At 70.4% G+C, this 17098-nt stretch carries 20 protein-coding genes and 3 tRNA genes; 14 read left to right on the top strand and 9 right to left on the bottom strand.

Annotation, left to right across the window (positions count from 1 at the left end):
• Positions 1-83: 83 nt before the first annotated feature.
• The 9 genes from AB7V09_RS03835 to AB7V09_RS03795 all read left to right on the top strand — a co-directional run bounded on the left by AB7V09_RS03835 (position 84) and on the right by AB7V09_RS03795 (position 4494).
• Positions 84-341 carry a GlsB/YeaQ/YmgE family stress response membrane protein gene (locus AB7V09_RS03835; protein WP_075414783.1) on the top strand — a complete coding sequence of 86 codons (258 nt, stop codon included), beginning with the start codon at positions 84-86 and terminating at the stop codon, positions 339-341.
• A gap of 286 nt (positions 342-627) precedes the next feature.
• Positions 628-1104 carry an Asp23/Gls24 family envelope stress response protein gene (locus AB7V09_RS03830; protein WP_009406062.1) on the top strand — a complete coding sequence of 159 codons (477 nt, stop codon included), beginning with the start codon at positions 628-630 and terminating at the stop codon, positions 1102-1104.
• Positions 1105-1137: 33 nt separating this feature from the next.
• Positions 1138-1314: a hypothetical protein gene (locus tag AB7V09_RS03825; protein ID WP_003789010.1), complete on the top strand. Its 177-nt coding sequence runs from the start codon at positions 1138-1140 to the stop codon at positions 1312-1314.
• A 2-nt stretch (positions 1315-1316) separates the two neighbouring features.
• Positions 1317-1733: an Asp23/Gls24 family envelope stress response protein gene (locus AB7V09_RS03820; RefSeq protein WP_009406016.1), complete on the top strand. Its 417-nt coding sequence runs from the start codon at positions 1317-1319 to the stop codon at positions 1731-1733.
• Positions 1730-2278 (top strand): DUF6286 domain-containing protein, encoded by a 549-nt coding sequence (locus AB7V09_RS03815; RefSeq protein ID WP_141407277.1) that lies wholly within the window; start codon positions 1730-1732, stop codon positions 2276-2278. The genes AB7V09_RS03820 and AB7V09_RS03815 overlap by 4 nt, the downstream gene beginning before the upstream one ends.
• A 13-nt stretch (positions 2279-2291) precedes the next feature.
• Complete coding sequence (locus tag AB7V09_RS03810) at positions 2292-2939, top strand: hypothetical protein (RefSeq protein ID WP_419142974.1); 648 nt, start codon at positions 2292-2294, stop codon at positions 2937-2939.
• Entirely contained in the window at positions 2929-3585 is a 657-nt protein-coding gene (locus tag AB7V09_RS03805; protein ID WP_419142973.1) for an RNA polymerase sigma factor, read from the top strand. The genes AB7V09_RS03810 and AB7V09_RS03805 overlap by 11 nt, the downstream gene beginning before the upstream one ends.
• Positions 3582-4133, top strand: coding sequence for an Asp23/Gls24 family envelope stress response protein (locus tag AB7V09_RS03800; RefSeq protein ID WP_419142972.1), 552 nt, complete (start codon positions 3582-3584; stop codon positions 4131-4133). Before AB7V09_RS03805 ends, AB7V09_RS03800 begins: the two co-directional genes overlap by 4 nt.
• Positions 4123-4494 carry a transcriptional regulator gene (locus AB7V09_RS03795; protein ID WP_419142971.1) on the top strand — a complete coding sequence of 124 codons (372 nt, stop codon included), beginning with the start codon at positions 4123-4125 and terminating at the stop codon, positions 4492-4494. The genes AB7V09_RS03800 and AB7V09_RS03795 overlap by 11 nt, the downstream gene beginning before the upstream one ends.
• 140 nt (positions 4495-4634) lie before the next feature.
• Here the strand turns inward: AB7V09_RS03795 and AB7V09_RS03790 are convergent, their stop codons facing one another.
• The gene (locus AB7V09_RS03790) at positions 4635-6257 is read right to left on the bottom strand and encodes an amino acid permease (RefSeq protein ID WP_419142970.1); all 1623 of its coding nucleotides are present in this window, start codon (positions 6255-6257) and stop codon (positions 4635-4637) included.
• A 150-nt stretch (positions 6258-6407) separates the two neighbouring features.
• A complete protein-coding gene (locus AB7V09_RS03785; protein WP_419142969.1) occupies positions 6408-7475 on the bottom strand; it encodes a 4-hydroxy-3-methylbut-2-enyl diphosphate reductase in 1068 nt (355 codons plus the stop codon).
• A gap of 44 nt (positions 7476-7519) precedes the next feature.
• On the opposite strand from AB7V09_RS03785, the gene xseA reads away from it, so the two are divergent.
• The 3 genes from xseA (at position 7520) to AB7V09_RS03770 (ending at position 11264) form a co-directional block, all read left to right on the top strand.
• On the top strand, positions 7520-8908 hold the full coding sequence (gene xseA, locus AB7V09_RS03780) for an exodeoxyribonuclease VII large subunit (protein ID WP_419142968.1): 1389 nt from the start codon (positions 7520-7522) through the stop codon (positions 8906-8908).
• Between the two features lie 464 nt (positions 8909-9372).
• Positions 9373-9723 carry an exodeoxyribonuclease VII small subunit gene (locus tag AB7V09_RS03775; RefSeq protein ID WP_256699556.1) on the top strand — a complete coding sequence of 117 codons (351 nt, stop codon included), beginning with the start codon at positions 9373-9375 and terminating at the stop codon, positions 9721-9723.
• Positions 9724-10322: 599 nt separating this feature from the next.
• Positions 10323-11264 (top strand): carbohydrate kinase, encoded by a 942-nt coding sequence (locus AB7V09_RS03770; RefSeq protein WP_314920116.1) that lies wholly within the window; start codon positions 10323-10325, stop codon positions 11262-11264.
• Positions 11265-11391: 127 nt separating this feature from the next.
• Here the strand turns inward: AB7V09_RS03770 and AB7V09_RS03765 are convergent, their stop codons facing one another.
• The 4 genes from AB7V09_RS03765 to AB7V09_RS03750 form a co-directional block, all read right to left on the bottom strand.
• Positions 11392-12525, bottom strand: coding sequence for an AEC family transporter (locus AB7V09_RS03765; protein WP_419142967.1), 1134 nt, complete (start codon positions 12523-12525; stop codon positions 11392-11394).
• 179 nt (positions 12526-12704) lie between these two features.
• Positions 12705-13676, bottom strand: coding sequence for an endonuclease/exonuclease/phosphatase family protein (locus AB7V09_RS03760; RefSeq protein WP_075414771.1), 972 nt, complete (start codon positions 13674-13676; stop codon positions 12705-12707).
• Positions 13673-14143, bottom strand: a complete 471-nt coding sequence (gene msrB, locus AB7V09_RS03755; protein WP_278698368.1) for a peptide-methionine (R)-S-oxide reductase MsrB — start codon at positions 14141-14143, stop codon at positions 13673-13675. The genes AB7V09_RS03760 and msrB overlap by 4 nt, the downstream gene beginning before the upstream one ends.
• Positions 14144-14240: 97 nt before the next feature.
• Entirely contained in the window at positions 14241-15665 is a 1425-nt protein-coding gene (locus AB7V09_RS03750; protein ID WP_419142966.1) for a mechanosensitive ion channel family protein, read from the bottom strand.
• A gap of 165 nt (positions 15666-15830) precedes the next feature.
• Between AB7V09_RS03750 and AB7V09_RS03745 the strand changes: the two genes are divergently transcribed.
• On the top strand, positions 15831-16160 hold the full coding sequence (locus AB7V09_RS03745; RefSeq protein WP_419142965.1) for a PadR family transcriptional regulator: 330 nt from the start codon (positions 15831-15833) through the stop codon (positions 16158-16160).
• Positions 16160-16675, top strand: coding sequence for a permease prefix domain 1-containing protein (locus AB7V09_RS03740; RefSeq protein ID WP_419142964.1), 516 nt, complete (start codon positions 16160-16162; stop codon positions 16673-16675). Before AB7V09_RS03745 ends, AB7V09_RS03740 begins: the two co-directional genes overlap by 1 nt.
• Before the next feature lie 77 nt (positions 16676-16752).
• On the opposite strand, the gene AB7V09_RS03735 is transcribed toward AB7V09_RS03740, so the two are convergent.
• The 3 genes from AB7V09_RS03735 to AB7V09_RS03725 form a co-directional block, all read right to left on the bottom strand.
• Positions 16753-16825: transfer RNA gene (locus AB7V09_RS03735), tRNA-Phe, on the bottom strand.
• Between the two features lie 47 nt (positions 16826-16872).
• Positions 16873-16946, bottom strand: a tRNA-Asp gene (locus AB7V09_RS03730).
• A gap of 38 nt (positions 16947-16984) precedes the next feature.
• A tRNA-Glu gene (locus tag AB7V09_RS03725) sits at positions 16985-17057 on the bottom strand.
• Positions 17058-17098: the final 41 nt, after the last annotated feature.

The following is a 17098-nucleotide window of genomic DNA, read 5'->3' as shown; positions in this document are numbered from 1 at the left end:
GACCGGCTGACACGCTGCCAGAACGTTTCCATACCCGATGGGCGGATGCCTCCCCTCATCGGACCTTCTCGGAGGAAGACACCATGCTGTCATTCATCGGAATGATCATCGCCGGCGCCGTGCTCGGCGCCCTCGCCCGCCTCGTCATGCGGGGCGAGCAGAACATCTCGATCCTGTGGACCATCGTGCTGGGCGCCGTGGGCGCACTCGTCGGAGGCGCAGTCGCCAGCCTCTTCGGCGTCGCCCACACCGACGGGATCGACTGGATCCGCTGGGCCCTGTCCCTCGTCGCCGCCATCGTTGCGATCTCCGTCTACCTGGGCGTCACCGGCCGCAAGTGACACGTCAGCACCCTGAAGCGGGTTCTGCGGAGGCAGCCACCGCCTCCGCAGAACCCGCTTCGACTTTTGTGACGCAAGCCATGGGTTGGGGCCGTGAGGATTCCCCCGCCTGCGGCGTCCTCCTTACAGCGCGGCAATCAAGACGGGCAGCAACACCAGTCAGTCACGTCGGCCACTCATACGAGCCGGCCACGGCAGCCACAACGGCGCCGTGACGGACCAGTTGCTGAGCCGCGCACTACACATCCCGTCACTGTCCATTCACGGATCAACGAAAGAGGCTCCTATGAGCAACAACGCCATCCCCCAGACCGGTCAGCAGCGCGAGCGCAACGAGCAGGCCGAGGAGGACAAGACCCCCCGCGGCCCCCTCCAGACCTCGCACGGCGTGACCACCATCGAGGAGAACGTCGTCGCCAAGATCGCCGGTATGGCTGCTCGTGAGGTGCCCGGCGTCTACGACATGGGCAACGCCGTTCGCCGCGCCTTCAGCGCCGTGACCGACCGCATCCCCAACGCCCAGACCAACGTCGCCGGCGGCATCAGCGTCCAGAAGGGCGAGACCCAGGCCGCCGTCGAGGTCACGGTGGTCGTTGAGTACGGTGTCTCCATCGTCGAGGTCTCCGACGCCATCCGCCGCAACATCATCGAGCAGATCGAGGGCACCACCGGCCTGGAGGTCGTCGAGGTCAACATCAACGTCACCGACGTCCACCTGCCCGACGACGACTCCGGCAGCTCCGAGGCCGCCGACCTCAAGTGACCCATCCTGACGCCCTGATCTGAGGAGCTCTCAATGAAGACAACGTACCTGGCCCTCCTGGTGGGCCTGTTCCTTGGCACCATTCTCGCCTTCGGCTCCTTCGCCGACTTCGTCCTGGTGGCCCTGTGCGGCGCGGCCGGACTGGGGGTGGGCCTCTACCTGGAGGGCCGGGTCGATGTCCACAGCATCCTGGATCGGCGAAAGAAGTGACGATGGCGACCGCCACCCAGCCCGCCATCACACAGCCGGGACCCGCCCAGGACGAGGCGTCCTCCTGGGAGCAGCGCGGCACCACCACCATTCCGGCCAAGGTCGTCGCCCAGATCGCCGCCCAGGCCGCCTATGAGACCGGCAACGTCGGCTCGAACGCCGGGGGACTCCTGGGAATTGGCGCCCGCCGCAACTTCGCCTCCCGACCCGAGGCCCAGTGCGAGCTCTACGGGCAGGTCGCCGTCCTCCACCTGGACCTCGGCCTGGTCTTTCCCACGCCACTGTCCTCCACCGTCGACGATCTGCGCGCCCACGTGCGCGGCCGCGTCGAGCACCTCACCGGGCTGAGCGTCGGCAAGATCACCATCGAGATCTCCTGGCTCAATCCGAGCAGCCACGTCAGGAAGAGCCTGAAATGAGAACACCCGTCCCGAAACTCATTCGTCGCCCCTCGCGCAGCACCCCCAGTGTCCTCCTGGCACTGCTGCTGCTCACGGCCGGAGGCCTGGGGGCCTGGCTGACGGGGCACCGGATTGTCACCGGCACCTGGCCGGACCGCACAGTCACCACGCTCGACACCATTGGCTCCACCGCCCTCGGCTCCGTCGCGGTGCTCGCCGCCGCCGGGATCGCCGCCGCCTGCGCCCTGGCCATGATCCTCGCGGCCCTGTGGCCGGGGCTGCCCGAGCGCGTCACGCTCCTGCCCGACACCGTCCCGGGCCAGACCGCGGTGAGGCGCCGTGACCTGGCCACCCTGGTGAGGAACCAGGTCGAGCAGATCGGCGGCGTCCACTCCGCCACCGTCACCACCCGTCGCTCCCGGGTCGACGTCGTCGTCCTCAGTGTCCTGGACGACCTCGAGCCGGTGCAGGAAGCCGCCCGCAAGACGACCGACGAGGCCCTGGAGACACTCCAGCCCGCGGGCATCACGCGCAGCCGCGTGCGGATCAAGCGCACGAGCTGAAGGAGATACGACCATGCGTTCAGTTTCTGGTGTCCTCAACCGGACGGCCCTGGCCGGCTGCGGGCTTCTCATCGCGGCAGCGTCATCCTGGGTCCTGGCCTCCGGCCTTAGTGCCGGTCGGTCCTGGCCCGATGCCGCCCCCTACCTGGCCACGGCGCAGGACCGAGTCGGCAGCCTCATCGCAGCCCAGGCGCACTGGCTCCTGCCGATGGCCGCGCTGGTCTCCGTGCTCGCCGTCATCGCCGGGTTGGTCCTACTCGCCATGCAGATCCCCCGCAAGGCGGCCGCCTCTCCCCTGAGGTTCAGCGACTCCGAGGGCGTCCTCATGGCCACCGTTGCCCCCGAGGTCCTGTCACAGGCCCTGTCCGAGCGGGCGGAGGACGTTCCCGGGGTGGAGCAGTGCGCCGTATGGGTCACCGGTTCCCCCAGCAGCCTGTGGGTCCAGGCGGACGCCACCGTGTCCCAGGACTGCGAGATCGCATGGGCCGTGGCGGAGCTCAGGGGCCGGCTCGAGGATGACGTGACCACGTCCCTGGGCACACGCCCCCGGCAGGTCGACGTCCTGGTGGGGCTGGAGCGCTCCACGAGCAAGCGCAGCGTCTCGCAGACCGTCACGGGGCAGCACTCGCCCACGACCATCGGGAACGGCGATGGTGCGTGAGACGCGGGACGAGGCCGCGGCGGCGCCTCGCCCGCGTCCAGACCACGCCGCACAACCGAGCGCTTCGTCCGGCACGTCGCCAGACAAGGACCGCTGCCTGGTCCTGCGCGCCCAGGACGGGGACATCAACGCCTTCGAGCAGCTCGTCGAGCGTTACCAGGGGCGCCTGTTCCGCACCGCCTACATGATCGTGCGCAACCGTCACGATAGTGAGGACATCGTCCAGGACACCCTCATCCAGGCCTGGCGCAGTCTTCACCTCGTCAGGGAGCCCGCCGCCTTCCGAGGCTGGCTCATGCGGATCTGCACCAACAAAGCCACCAGCATGGCGCGCAAGCGTCAGCGCCGGGCCACCGACGCCTACGACGCCGAGGACCTAGAGACCGCGAGCGCCATGGCGGAGACGACGTCGAGCAGCACCGCTGACCCGGCCGAGTCCAGTGAGGTCAACGCCCAGATCGAGGCGCTGGCTGACCTGTTGGCCTCCGTGCAGCCTGAGCTGCGCATCGTCTGGGTGCTCCGAGAGGTCGACGACATGTCCTACGAGGAGATCGCCCAGGCCCTGAACCTGACCGAGTCCACCGTCCGAGGGAGGCTGGCACGTGCCCGTTCTCTCGTCATGCGCCAGATGAAGGAGTGGGCATGAGCACCGTCAACCAGCTCTCACACAGCGTCCGACGCGCGACGGCGTCGGCCTCCAAGTCCTTCGCCCGGTCTCATGAGCAGGACGACACCGACACGCGCGAGTACCAGCGTCTGATCGCATCCCTGCACGAGGAGTGGGACCGGCTGGAGTCTCAGGCGAGCGCCTCGGTCATGCCCAAGCGCCACCTGATGGACGCCATCCTCGCCGAGACCCGTCACGGCGCCCAGGTGGAGATGCCCGCCACCGACCTGGGGCCGTACAGCATGTCCGAGTTCTCGCTGCGGGCGCTCATCCGACGCACCGTGGACGGCGTGCCCGGGGCGCGCGCCCTGCGCTCGACCTTCGAGCACGCGCCCTCGAGCGGGGGCCACCGTGGCCTGGGGGTTCCTCAGACCATCTCCTGCCGGATCTCCGCCCACCTCAGCGTGGACAGCCTGCCGCAGCTCGGCCAGCAGGTGCGCGACGCCGTTCGGGCCGCCTGCCATGAGAACCTTGGGGTGTCCCCAACCGTCAACGTCCACATCGAGGATCTCCACGATGACGACTAGTCTCTCAGCGGCCGAGCTGACCCACCTGGTCACTGCTGTCCCCGGCGTTCGAGGAATCGAGCCGGGGATCGGCAGCACGTTAAGGGCGCTCGGTAGCCGCATGCGCCAGCAGGATTCTCAACAGGCCCGCTTCGGAGTGATCGTCGAGGAGGGCTCGCGCCAGGCCGTCATCGAGATCGGCATCGATGGCTCGCGGCCCGTCAAGGACATCGTGCGCGACGTCCAGGAGACCATCATCCGATCCCTGTCCCGGACGGGCGAGTCGGGCGCCCCCTCCGAGGCCCAGGAGGGCTCCGACTCCTCCGACGTCGGGGAGCAGAGCGCGCCTCAGGTCACGGTGCGGGTCCAGTCCCTGCTGTAGGCGCCCAGCCCACAGCAGCACCAGCCTCGTGCAGGTTCCAGCACAAGTCGACGTCGGGGCACCGGTCAGATGATCGGTGCCCCGACGTCGGTCATGGGGTACAAGGGGGCGAGCCCAGCGGACGCGGGGCTCAGCCAGGCTCAGCTGCGCTCGCGAACGACGGCGCCGGAGACGTCGGCCTCCTCCAGGCGCACGACGCGCGACCCGGTCACCAGGCGGTGCCCCAGCCAGATGGCCCCGAAGACCGGCAGGCCGATGTAGGAGGAGAGCACCTCCACCAGCTGGCCCTTGAAGATCGCCTCGTAGTTCTGGCCCAGGATCACCAGGGCGCACAGGGTGAAGGCCAGGACCGGCCCCAGCGGGAACCAGGGCGCCTGGTAGGGCAGGTCGGCCGGGTCATTGCCCTGGAGCAGGTAGGCGCGCCGGAAGCGGAAGTGGCACACGGCGATCCCCAGCCACACGATGAAGCCGCACAGGGCGGAGACGTTGAGCAGCCACGTGTAGGCGGTGTCCTGTCCCACCACGGCGGTCAGGAAGCCGGCCGCCCCCACCAGCGCCGTCGCCCCCAGGGCCCGCACCGGGACCCCGTGACGGTTGACGTAGGAGAACCAAGCCGGTGCCTGGCCCTGCAGGGCCATCGAGTGCAGCATGCGGGTCGAGGCATACAGGCCCGAGTTCCCGGCGCTGAGCACGGCGGTGAGGATGACCGCGTTCATGATGGCGGCCGCGATCCCGATCCCCGCCCGTTCGAAGACCAGGGTGAAGGGCGAGTAGGAGATGTCGGAGGTATCCGAGCGCAGCAGGTTGGGGTCGGTGTACGGAACCAGGAAGCCGACAACCGTGATCGCCCCGATGTAGAAGATCATGATCCGCCAGAACACCGTGTGGATCGCCTTGGGCACGTCCCGGCGCGGGTTGCGGGCCTCGCCGGCAGCCACGCCCACCAGCTCGGTGCCCTGGAAGGAGAACCCGGCCACCATGAACACCGACACGATCGCCAGCATCCCGCCGTGGAAGGGCGCGTCTCCGGTGGTCCAGTTGCCGAAGCCCGCCGGCTTGCCGCCGATGATGCCGGCGATCATCGCCACGCCCGCGACCAGGAAGACGATGACCGTGACCACCTTGATGGCCGACAGCCAGAACTCCCCCTCCCCGAAGGCGCGGGCCGACAGGGCGTTGAGCGTCGTCAGCAGGGCCAAGAACAGCGCCGCCCAGATCCACGAGGGCACCCCCGGCAGCCAGTACGCCATGACGATCCCGGCAGCCACCAGCTCGGCCGCCACCGTGATCGCCCAGTTGAACCAGTAGTTCCAGCCCATGGCGAAGCCGAAGGAGGGGCTGACGAACCGGGTGGCGTAGGTCTGGAAGGAGCCGGCCACCGGCATGTGCGCCGTCATCTCGCCCAGGGACTGCATGAGCAGCAGCACCATGAGGCCGATGGCGGCGTAGGCCACCAGGGCGCCGCCCGGGCCGGCCGTGGAGACCGTGGCGCCCGAGGCCACGAACAGCCCCGTGCCGATGGCGCCGCCGATGGCGATCATCTGCATGTGCCTGCTGGTCAGGCTCCGGTGCAGCCCGCCGTCCTCCTCCAGGGCCTCGTTGGAGACCTGGCCGGAGGCGCCGGAGACCCCCGCGCCCACGGGGTCTGCGGAGGTCACAGGGTCAGCGGTGTCGGAGCTGCCGGCGCCGTCGGCAGCGGGCCGCCCACCCGACGCGGCGGGGGCAGGGCCACTGGGGGCCGACTCGTCATGAGAATGTGTCACCCGACCGAGGGTAATGGTCACGTATGCAACCCGGCGTTCACCTTCGGCCTGTCTCACGCAGCCGGGCGTGTGCTGACGCTCACGGCCGGCCCTGCGGACGGCCCTATGGAAGGCCCTGCGGCCGGTGCGGAAGGGGCTGGCGGCGCAGCCTCAGCAGGTGTGGTCGGCGGCCGGCTCGCGACGCTTGTGAGCCGAAGCGGCCCCCTGGGCCGCCATGAGGTCGGCGCGCAGGTTCTTGGGCAGAGAGAAGGAGATCTTCTCCGTGGTGGTGCGCACCTCCTCGACGTCGTCGAACCCGAACTCGGCCAGGCGCTCCACCACCTCGCGCACCAGGATCTCCGGCACCGAGGCGCCCGAGGTCAGGCCGACCGTCTCGACGCCGTCGAACCAGGACGGGTCGATCTCGCTGGCGAAGTCCACCCGGTGGGCGGCGCCCGCACCGGCCTCAAGGGCCACCTCCTTGAGGCGCACCGAGTTCGAGGAGTTGCCGGAGCCGACCACGATCATGAGGTCAACCCTCGGGGCGATCTTCTTGACCGCGGCCTGACGGTTCTGGGTGGCGTAGCAGATGTCCTCACCGGGCGGATCGATCATCTCCGGGAAGCGCTCGCGCAGCAGGCGCACTGTCTCCATGGTCTCGTCGACGCTCAGGGTGGTCTGGCTGATCCACACGACCTTGGAGGGGTCGCGCACCTCGACCTGGTCCACCTCGTGGGGGCCGTTGACGACCTGGATGTGGTCGGGGGCCTCGCCCTGGGTGCCCTCGACCTCCTCGTGGCCGGTGTGACCCACGAGGATGATGTCGTAGTCCTTGTCCGCGAAGCGCACCGCCTGCTTGTGCACCTTGGTCACCAGCGGGCAGGTCGCGTCAATCGTGTCCAGCCGGCGCTCGGCAGCCTCGGCGTGGACCGCCGGGGAGACACCGTGGGCGGAGAAGACGACGCGGGCGCCCACCGGCACCTCGTCGGTCTCGGAGACGAAGATGGCGCCGCGCTTGGAGAGGGTCTCCACGACGTACTTGTTGTGGACGATCTCCTTGCGCACGTAGATCGGCGCCCCGTAGTGGGCCAGGGCCTGCTCCACGGCGTCGACGGCGCGGTCCACGCCGGCGCAGTAGCCGCGCGGGGAGGCCATGAGGATCCGCTTGCCGCCCTTGGGAGAGGGGGCCGCGGCGTCGGTGTGCTCACTGGAGAGCTCGATGGTCGTCACGGTCACCACTGTGCCACAGTGGGACCCAGGTCCCCAGTGGTGGACGTGGCACAGTGGTGCATGTGACAGGCCAGAGCCCCTCCCAGCCCAGCCCGCAGCCCTCCCCCGGTGCCGGCCGCGCGTCCGGCCCCGACGCGGGCGGCGGCCCCGGCAACTCCGGCAGCCCCGACGGCCCCCGGGAGCTGGCGCCGCGAGCGAACCTCACCACCGCGGAGAACCCGTGGCCGCTGCGGCTGCTGTCCTCCAAGATCGACCAGTACGTGGCCCGCATGAGCCAGGTGTGGGTGGAGGGGCAGGTCATTCAGCTCAACCGCCGCCCCGGCGCCGGCATGGCCTTCCTCACCCTGAGGGACACGGACGCCGATATCTCCATGTCGGTGTCCATCTACGCCCGGGTCCTCGACGCCGTCCTGGCCCGCACCGGCGCCGAGCTCGGCGAGGGCGCCCGTGTGGTGGTGCGCGCCAAGCCCACCTTCTGGGCCAAGCGGGGCTCGCTCCAGCTGCAGGCCGACGACATCCGGCCCGTCGGCGTCGGCGACCTGCTGGCCCGCATCGAGCAGCTGCGCCGCATCCTGGCCGCCGAGGGCCTGTTCGACGCCGAGCGCAAGCGGCCCCTGCCCTTCCTGCCGCGCAAGGTGGGACTCGTGTGCGGGCGCCAGGCCAAGGCCAAGGACGACGTGCTCGTCAACGCCCGCCTGCGCTGGCCCGGCCTGCCCTTCGAGGTGCGCGAGGTCGCCGTCCAGGGGGCGCGCGCCGTCGGCGAGGTCACCCGGGCCATCCAGGAGCTCGACACCGATGCGCAGATCGACGTCATCGTCGTGGCCCGCGGGGGCGGCGCCGTCGAGGACCTGCTGCCCTTCTCCGATGAGGGGCTCGTGCGTGCCGCGGCCGCCTGCCGCACGCCGCTGGTCTCGGCGATCGGCCACGAGACCGACTGCCCCCTGCTGGACCTGGTGGCCGACTACCGGGCCTCCACCCCCACCGACGCCGCCCGCAGGATCGTCCCCGACCTCGCCCAGGAGACCGTGGGTCTGGACTCGGCCCGCGAGCGCCTGCGCAGCGTGCTCGCCTCGCGGCTGGACGCCGAGCAGGCGGCCCTGGACCAGCTGCGGGCCCGGCCGGTCCTGGCCGACCCCACCTCGATCGTGCGCGACCGGGTGATCGAGCTGGGGCAGGCCCGCGACAGGATGCGCCGGGCCGTGGAGCATCGCCTGTCGCTGGCGGCCGCGGACCTGCGCGCCGACCGCGCCCGGCTGACGGCGCTGTCGCCGCAGGGGGTCCTGGATCGCGGCTACACGATTCTGCGCACTCCCGGCGGCAAGGTCATCACCAGCGCCGAGGATGTCAAGAAGGGCGACCTCATCGAGGGGGTCCTGGCTTCGGGGCGGCTCGTCGCCCAGGTCGTCGGCGCCACCAAGCCCCGGCCCGCCGATATCGACTGAGCGGCAGCTAAGTGCCGGCTGCACTTCGGGCACCGCGCCGACACAAGCGCTAGTCAATCGCGCCTGGATCGCGCGCATCGGGCGGACCCGGGCAGTGAAGCTCACTGAGGCCGGCCGCGGGGCACTGGCGCAGGCAGGTGTGGCAGACCTGCTGACGCGCCTCGATGAAACGGCCTCCAACGACGCAGCAGGATAGAAGTGGGGCTGACGCATCTGTGCTCTTGGACCGGAACCAGCAGGAGTCAAAGAGAGATTCAGGTCAGGATTTTGTCCATATGGGACGATTTTGGAGCCTCCACAACCAGTCGACACCGCACCAAAACGCTCTGGCCAGCACAGATGCGAACGCCACTGAGACAGGGCACCGTCAAAGTCGTCCCTCTTGGACACTTTTGCGCCGAGGGGCATCACCTCAGTCCGCTCGTCCACTCTGTCCCTGGGCCGGCCCGTGCGAGAATCGGGGCGTGAGCTCCGAGATGAACCCCGGCCCGTACTCCGACCAGTACCCAGACGAGTACTCACCCCAGAGCAGCCCCTACTCGGCGTCCTCAGGGTCGTCAGGGTCTTCAGCGTCGTCTGCCCCTGCCGCCGGCGGGGCGTCCGGTGCCAATGAGGACGTCGCCTCGCTCAGCTATGAGCGGGCCCGTGAGGAGCTGGTGGCCGTCGTGCAGCGTCTTGAGGCGGGCTCCGTCCCTCTGGAGGACTCCCTGGCACTGTGGGAGCGCGGCGAGGCCCTGGCTCAGCGCTGCCAGACCTGGCTCGATGAGGCCCGCGCCCGCCTGGCCGCAGTCGCGCAGGAGGACCCTGAGGACTGACGCGACCTGGGGCTGACCAGGCATGACCCGCCGGGCCAGCGGCTCCAGGCCGGGCGCGTGCCCGCACGCGCGACGAATCGACCGTCTTAGCAACGTGACCATTGGCCCGGGGGCCTGGCATGCGCCCGCCTGCGCGGCGAACTGACCGAGTTGCCCGGGCCCCTCTGGCGGTGGTGCCCCCATCGGGGGCCGCTGGGAACCAGCGCAGGAGCCCGGAAGGAGCCGTGGATGTCCAAATCGGACACAAAGGCTTGGGCCGCACTCATCCGGACGGAACACAACCGCATGATTCCAAGGTTTTCATTCATGCGGCCTGTGCAATGAAAGCCCTTTGTATCCGATTTGGACATTCTTGGGCGAGATGAGCCCTGAGGGCGGCGCCGGATCGGTAGTCTGTGAGCATTCGCCCTCCGGCCACGCGCATCGATCAGCGCGCCGGCCACTTCCGGGCAGTATGGCGCCACCGCGTTCCTCATCCGCCCGAGACCCTCTCACCACCTCTTCTCAATCTCCCGGTCCACCACTCCGGCCAGCTCTCCACCCCTCGCACGTCTCAGCTCACTACCACCGGACCCCGGTCCTGCACGAAGGAGTCGCCCATGTCCGCACCCGGCCGCCCAGGATCCGCTCTCGTCATCGGCGAGGCCCTGGTTGATGTCGTCATCCACCCCGGGCAGGAGCCCGTGGACATCCCCGGCGGCTCGCCTGCCAACGTCGCCCTGGGACTGGCGCGCCTGGGCCGCGACGCCGAGCTGCACTGCTGGATCGGCACCGACGAGCGCGGCCAGGCCGTGCGCTCCCACCTGGAGGCCTCCGGGGTCCGTCTGGCTCCGGGCGCCGACGGTGCGGCGCGCACCTCCACGGCACAGGCCACCATCGGCGAGGACCGCGCCGCCAGCTACGTCTTCGACCTGGACTGGAACCCGCCGCGCCCGGCCCTGCCCGACGGGCAGGCGCCGCTGCTGGTGCATACCGGCTCGATCGCCGCGATCCTGGCGCCCGGCGCCGCCACCGTGGAGCAGGTGCTGCGCGAGACCCGAGCCACCTCCACCATTGCCTACGACCCCAATGCCCGGCCTCAGCTCATGGGTGAGCCCGAGGACGCCCGTGAGGTCGTCGAGCGCCTGGTGGGCCTGTCGGACCTGGTCAAGTGCTCCGATGAGGACATCGCCTGGCTCTACGGCGAAGGCGCGGACCTGGAGACGGTGCTGCGCTCCTGGCTGGAGAAGGGCGCGGCCGTCGTGGTCGTCACGCGCGGCAAGCAGGGGGCCCTGGCCCTGTCCGCCTCGGGGGTGCGCCTGGAGGTGCCCGCCGACCCGAGCGTCGTGGTGGCGGACACGGTGGGCGCCGGCGACTCCTTCATGGGCGGTCTGGAGGATGCCCTGTGGAGCGAGGACCTCGTGGGTGCGGACCGGCGCGAGGCGCTGCGCGCGGTGGACACCGAGACCCTGGAACGGATCGTGCGCCACGCCGCGGCCATCGCCGACATCACGGTCTCGCGGGCCGGAGCCAACCCTCCCACTCGCGACGAGCTTCCCTGAGGAGCCCGCAGCGAGGAGCTCGTTGGGCAGTCCACACGCTCGTCTCCTGAAACCCTCGAACGCGCGACCTCAGGCACGACTGCGCGGGTGAGAGAAACGCCGACACTGGGCAGTGCTAGCCGCGGGCTCAGTGCAGGAGCGCAGCGGCCAGCAGGACCACGGGCACGAATCCGGCCGTCGTCAGCAGGACGGCGTCGCGGGCCAGGTCCTTGGCCGCTCCGTAGCGCGAGGCGTACATGAAGACGTTCTGCGCCGTGGGCAGGGCGGCGGTGACGACCGGGGCGAGCAGCTGGCCTCCGCTGAGTCCCGCCGCCGTTCCGACGACGACGGCCAGCCCCGGCATGACGGCGAGCTTCCAGCCCACCGCCAGCCACAGGCCACTGCGCCAGCCCGCGCCGCGCTGGGACGTCGATCTCACCCCGTGCACCGGCTCCTCCTCCACCCGGGGTGGTCGGCCTCCCGCGGTGTCGATCTCGTGCGCCTCCGATCCGGCCTCCGCCGCCGGTAGCTCCTGACCCTGACGGTCCTTCCCCTGGCGGGCTGACTGGGCCGGCGAGCCCTGCGGGGACGGGGACGCCTCCTCCGGCGCGGGATTGCGCAGGGGCCGGGGCGCCCCGGCCAGGCTCATCCCCAGGGCCAGCATCATGAGCGGCACGGCGACGCGCCCGAGCATCTCCAGCCCCTGGGCCGGATAGCCGCCGCCCCACTCCTTGAGGTCCACCCCACCCAGGTTCGCCGCGGTCCCGGCCACGACTCCCCACAGCAGCGGGTTGCGCAGCGGTACGGTCAGGGTCGCCAGGCGGGACGGGTTGCCGCGGCGGGTGACCGCGTCGAGCACGGTGAAGGTGGCCGGGGTGAGCACGAGGAGCTGGAGCAGAAGGATCGGGGCGATCGTGGCCGCATCCCCCAGGACGAGGACGGCCACCGGGATCCCCAGGTTCGCGGCATTGACGTAGCCGGAGGCGAGCGCGCCGATGGTGGCCTCGGCGGTGGGGCGGCGCAGCACGAGGCGGTGGAGGCACCAGGCCGAGACGATGGCCGTGAGCTCAGCGGCCACGGCCACTGCGGTGGAGCGGGAGAGGACCGCCGTCAGGTCGGCGCGGCTCAGCGTGGTCACGAGGAGGGCCGGGGTTGCGGCGAAGAAGCAGACGCGGGTGAGGACCCCGTCGGCGTCAGCGGGCACGGCGCGGGTGCGCACCAGCAGCCAACCGACGGCGATGACCGCGCCGAAGACGGCCAGTCCCGCCACCACATCGGCCATGGTCTCCCCCTCTCATGGGCCCCGCCGCGACGAGGTCGTTGGTTAACCCGCGAGGTCGTACCCTTAACCCTCGACCGCGCGGCCTAAGGTACGACCTCGCGGGCAGGGCTGCGGCGGGGCCCGACAACGACGAAGCCGGCAGTACGACCTCGCGGGTACTGGGCCCTGGCGGACGCCCCTCAGCCGACCGGCTCGAGGTCCACCCAGGTGCCGACGTGGTCGGAGATGATGAAGGAGCTCGTGCCCCACTCCACGGCACGCAGGAGCGGGCTCCCGCCCGACGCGGCGGCCTCATCGGTCAGCGGCAGGCCGTCGGGGCCGGTGGGCCACAGGTCGGTCAGCACATGGTCGATGCGCCGCTTGGGGTCGGCTGCCGGGAAGGTGAGCCCCTCCCCCACGGTCCGCCCGAGCCCCAGGACGTCGACCTGCTCGGCGGAGAGGTTGTAGTCGCCCACGAGCAGGTGCGGCCCGGGCAGCCCGGCGAGCGCCCCCCAGGCGGCGGCGAGCTGGCGCGCCGCCATGGACTCGCGGGTCGCCAGGTGGGTGGAGGCGACCGACAGCTGCCGGATCGGCCCGCCAGCGCCTTCGGGCACCTCGAGGGTGGCGGCCACCATGACGCGTTGGGAGGCGGTGGACACGTGGTAGGAGCGCGGGTCCCAGGCCCGCTTGCCGCGCTTCTCCACGCTGGAGGCCCCGCGCCCCAGGCGCTTGACGTGCCAGCCGGAGACCGGGAAGCGCGACAGGAGGGCGTTGCCGTAGCCGATCGGCCCGGCCCCGACGGCGGCGCGCAGCAGCCCCAGGACGTCGTCGGTCGGCGAGCTCAGCGCGGTGCGCAGGGGCCGACGGCGCAGCCCCACCACCGGCCCGGCGTAGCTGGCGGAGAAGCGACAGGTCGGCATGCCCAGCTCCTCGGCGAGGAAGGCCGCCTGGTGGAGGCGCCCGGAGCGGGCCTGCCCCAGGTCCACCTCCTGGAGGGCGATGATGTCGGGGGCCAGCTCGGCGATCTGCTCGGCCGTGGCCCGCATGACAGCGCGGGCGGTGGCGGGGTCGGAGATGTCGGCGCCGGCCAGCGAGCCGGTCGAGGCGCTGCCGTCACCGGCCCCGGCGCCGGGCAGGCCGTGCTGGAGGTTGAGGCTCAGGACCCGGATCATGCTTGCTCCTCCTCGAAGGTCAGGCTCACGGAGTTCATACAGTAGCGCTGGCCGGTGGGGGTCTGGGGGGCGTCGTCGAAGACGTGTCCCAGGTGGCTGTGGCAGGTGGCGCAGCGGACCTCGGTGCGCACCATGCCGTGGGAGGTGTCGGTGCTCAGGGTGACCGCCTCGGAGTCGGAGGGGTCGTAGAAGGAGGGCCAGCCGCAGTGGGAGTCGAACTTGGTGGTGGAGCGGAACAGCTCGGCGCCGCAGCCGCGGCAGCGGTAGACGCCCTCGCGGTGCTCGTCGAGCAGGGCTCCGGTGAAGGGGCGCTCGGTGCCGGCTTCGCGCAGCACGTGGTACTCCATGGGGCTCAGGGCGGCGCGCCACTGGGCGTCGGTGCGCGCGGCGGCCTCCAGGTCGAGGGCCGGGCCGGAGGGCTCGGAGGCGGGCGTCACGGAGGGGTCGCTGCTGGCGTTGGTACTCATGGGCTCATCGTTACCCGCCCGACGGCGCCGGGCGACCTGCGTTCACGCAGCGAAAACTCACCCATCCGCCGGGGCGTCGGCCACGTAGCGGCTCGGCTCACCTGGGTCCCAGGCCCCCGCGCCGGGCGCGGTGCAGCAGGGAGCGCCCCATGGCCCGCCCCAGGGTGACGGCCCGCCGGGCCCCCAGCCCGTGGGCGGCGCTCTCCCCCTCGGCCTCCGTGGTCGCGGCGGTATCGTCTCCGTTGTCTGGAGCGGCCGTGGTGGCGCCGGAGGGGCCGGCCTTCTGCTTGGCGACGATCTGCTCGGCGGCGCGGGCCACCTCCTCGAGGCCGAGGTCCTGGGTGACCTCGACCTGCTCAACCTCCACTCGCGTGCGCGGCAGGGCATAGGGGGCCTCCCGCTGGAGCCAGGTGACCAGCTCTTCGCGCACGTAGGACTTGAGGGCACCGACGTCGCCGGGATCGTCCCCGGTCAGGACGATGCGCACGGTGACGTGGCCGCCAACGGCGTCGAAGACCTCCAGGGAGGCCTGGCGCCCGTCCCAGACCGGCGAGGCGGCCACGAGGCGGGCCAGCTCGGCACGCAGCGAGGCGATGGGCACGCGCCAGTCCAGGTCGAGGGTGAAGGAGCCGGTGGCCTGGGAGCCTCCGCGCGTCCAGTTGGCGAAGGGGTTCTCGGTGAAGTGGGTCGAGGGCAGGATGAGCCGCCGGTCGTCCCAGGTGCGCATGACCACGTAGGTCAGGGTGATCTCCTCGATGGTGCCCTGCTCGTTATCGACGACGACGATGTCGTCCACCCGGATGGCGTCGGTGGTGGCCAGCTGGAGGCCGGCGAAGACGTTGCCGAGCATGGAGCGGGCGGCCATACCGGCGATGACGGAGGCCAGGCCGGCCGAGGCGAGCAGCGAGCCCATGGCGAACTGGACGCTGGGGAAGGTCATGATGGCGCTGACGAGCCCGGCGATGACGATGACGACCTGGGCGACGCGCCGGATGATCTGGCTCTGGGTGGTCACCCGGTTGGCGCGCCCCTGGTTCCCGCCGGCCTGCGCCCCCTTGACGACGGTGGACTCGATGGCCTTGGCGAAGGCAACGACGAGCCAGGTCACCGCGAAGATGAGGGCAATGGTGACCCCGCGTTCGATGACCACCATCGTCGTGGAGTCGCTCTTGGTGTGCCGCAGCCCGGTCAGGGCGAGCTGGGAGCCCAGGAAGGCTCCGGTCATGGCGCCGACGGCGAAGGCGGGGCGGCGCCCGAAGTCCACGATCTCGCGGTACAGGAGGCGGCGCCTGCCCATGAACGTCAGGATCGCCACCACCACGAAGGCGATGACCAGGCCGATGACGACTCCCACGCCGGCCTGCCAGGCGATGGTGACCAGGTCGTTGGTCGTCTTGGTCACCGCCTTGACGGTCTCGTCGACGTTAACTTCGGGCACACCCGTGGGAGTGGGCGTGGTCGAGGCACTCGCACTGGGATCTGCGCTGGGGGTCGCGGGAGGGGTGGTGGCTGCGACGAGCATGAAGCCACCTTAAGCAGCCCGGCTGTGCCTGGGCTGTGACGTATGGCCGCCAGCGGAAGCATCCCCCTCCAACACCCGCTTGACGTACTACGTGTGCCGTAGTACGTTAGATGCACACAAGGACCTCAGGGCCCCGTCATCACGAACCAAGGAAGGAGGGTTCACATGATTAGCGCAGACGCCATTCGCGGCTACATCGACCTCATCGTCCTGTCCCTGCTCAAGCGACAGCCGTCCTACGCCTACGATCTGGCCAAGACCATCACCGAGGTCTCCGACGGCGAGTACACCATCAAGCAGACCACGCTCTACACGGCCCTCAAGCGCCTGGAGTCCACCGGCCTGGCGGCCTCCTACTCGGGAGTGTCCGACTCCGGCAAGTCCCGCACCTACTACCGCCTCACCCCCGAAGGCACCACCCACCTGACCGCCAAGGTCGCCGAGTGGGAGGACACCAAGACCCTCGTCGACCGCTTCGCGAAAGGAGCCCACTGATGGACACCATCGAGACCTTCCTCGACAACATGTTCGCCCCCTACCCCGCCACCCCTCGCCTGATCGAGGCCCGCTCCGAGCTGCGCGCCATGATGGAGGACGCCTACAACGACGCCATCGCCCAGGGCAAGACCCACAATGAGGCGGTCGGGCAGGTCATCACTGACTTCGGCAACCTTCACGAGCTGGCCCCGGTCCTGGGCATCGCTCAGGACATCCAGCCCGGCGGCGCCCCACAGGTGGCCCCCGCCGGCGCCCCGACGACATTCGCCCCCAATCGTCCCACCACCCCCGCCCCTGTCGGCCAGCCGTCCTCCTGGCAGGGCGAGCAGGACGATGACGACCCCTTCACCAACCTCGTGGCCGGGATCTACTGGCCGGCCACTCTCATCATCTACCTGCTGTGGAGCTTCCTGTTCAGCGCCTGGGAAATCTCCTGGATCATCTGGCCGGTGGCCGCCGTCGCCTTCGGCATCTTCGCCACCGTGCGCCGCTACCGGCGCGACCGCCAGTGAGTCCCTCCGCCCCGGCGCGAGGCTCACCTGGTCATGAGCGAAGGCCCGGAACCTTGTGGGTTCCGGGCCTTTCGCAGTGGCTCCGACCGGCGTCGATCCGGTGACCTTTCGATTTTCAGTCGAACGCTCTACCAACTGAGCTACAGAGCCTCGGGATGGAATCGGCCCGACCATTTCTGATCGGACCGACCGTTCCGCGACCTCGACGGGACTTGAACCCGCGACCTCCGCCGTGACAGGGCGGCGCGCTAACCAACTGCGCCACGAGGCCAGTGTGAATTCACTGTGTTATTCACTTGTGCGAATCCGTACCCCCAACGGGATTCGAACCCGTGCTACCGCCGTGAAAGGGCGGGGTCCTAGGCCGCTAGACGATGGGGGCCAGGGGCCTTCGACGTCGTCGCGCCTCGAACCGGGATGAAC

It is taken from the genome of Actinomyces sp. SKVG-SVH-4(1), from assembly GCF_048514265.1.
GTDB lineage: Bacteria > Actinomycetota > Actinomycetes > Actinomycetales > Actinomycetaceae > Actinomyces > Actinomyces oris.
This window is presented reverse-complemented; position numbering and strand designations above follow the sequence as displayed.

Bases quoted from the DNA above. Each gene is read 5' to 3' on its own strand.
- AB7V09_RS03835 (WP_075414783.1), top strand. From the start codon at position 84: ATGCTGTCATTCATCGGAATGATCATCGCCGGCGCCGTGCTCGGCGCC.
- AB7V09_RS03830 (WP_009406062.1), top strand. From the start codon at position 628: ATGAGCAACAACGCCATCCCCCAGACCGGTCAGCAGCGCGAGCGCAAC.
- AB7V09_RS03825 (WP_003789010.1), top strand. From the start codon at position 1,138: ATGAAGACAACGTACCTGGCCCTCCTGGTGGGCCTGTTCCTTGGCACC.
- AB7V09_RS03820 (WP_009406016.1), top strand. From the start codon at position 1,317: ATGGCGACCGCCACCCAGCCCGCCATCACACAGCCGGGACCCGCCCAG.
- AB7V09_RS03815 (WP_141407277.1), top strand. From the start codon at position 1,730: ATGAGAACACCCGTCCCGAAACTCATTCGTCGCCCCTCGCGCAGCACC.
- AB7V09_RS03810 (WP_419142974.1), top strand. From the start codon at position 2,292: ATGCGTTCAGTTTCTGGTGTCCTCAACCGGACGGCCCTGGCCGGCTGC.
- AB7V09_RS03805 (WP_419142973.1), top strand. From the start codon at position 2,929: ATGGTGCGTGAGACGCGGGACGAGGCCGCGGCGGCGCCTCGCCCGCGT.
- AB7V09_RS03800 (WP_419142972.1), top strand. From the start codon at position 3,582: ATGAGCACCGTCAACCAGCTCTCACACAGCGTCCGACGCGCGACGGCG.
- AB7V09_RS03795 (WP_419142971.1), top strand. From the start codon at position 4,123: ATGACGACTAGTCTCTCAGCGGCCGAGCTGACCCACCTGGTCACTGCT.
- AB7V09_RS03770 (WP_314920116.1), top strand. From the start codon at position 10,323: ATGTCCGCACCCGGCCGCCCAGGATCCGCTCTCGTCATCGGCGAGGCC.
- AB7V09_RS03765 (WP_419142967.1), bottom strand. From the start codon at position 12,525: ATGGCCGATGTGGTGGCGGGACTGGCCGTCTTCGGCGCGGTCATCGCC.
- AB7V09_RS03760 (WP_075414771.1), bottom strand. From the start codon at position 13,676: ATGATCCGGGTCCTGAGCCTCAACCTCCAGCACGGCCTGCCCGGCGCC.
- msrB (WP_278698368.1), bottom strand. From the start codon at position 14,143: ATGAGTACCAACGCCAGCAGCGACCCCTCCGTGACGCCCGCCTCCGAG.
- AB7V09_RS03750 (WP_419142966.1), bottom strand. From the start codon at position 15,665: ATGCTCGTCGCAGCCACCACCCCTCCCGCGACCCCCAGCGCAGATCCC.
- AB7V09_RS03745 (WP_419142965.1), top strand. From the start codon at position 15,831: ATGATTAGCGCAGACGCCATTCGCGGCTACATCGACCTCATCGTCCTG.
- AB7V09_RS03740 (WP_419142964.1), top strand. From the start codon at position 16,160: ATGGACACCATCGAGACCTTCCTCGACAACATGTTCGCCCCCTACCCC.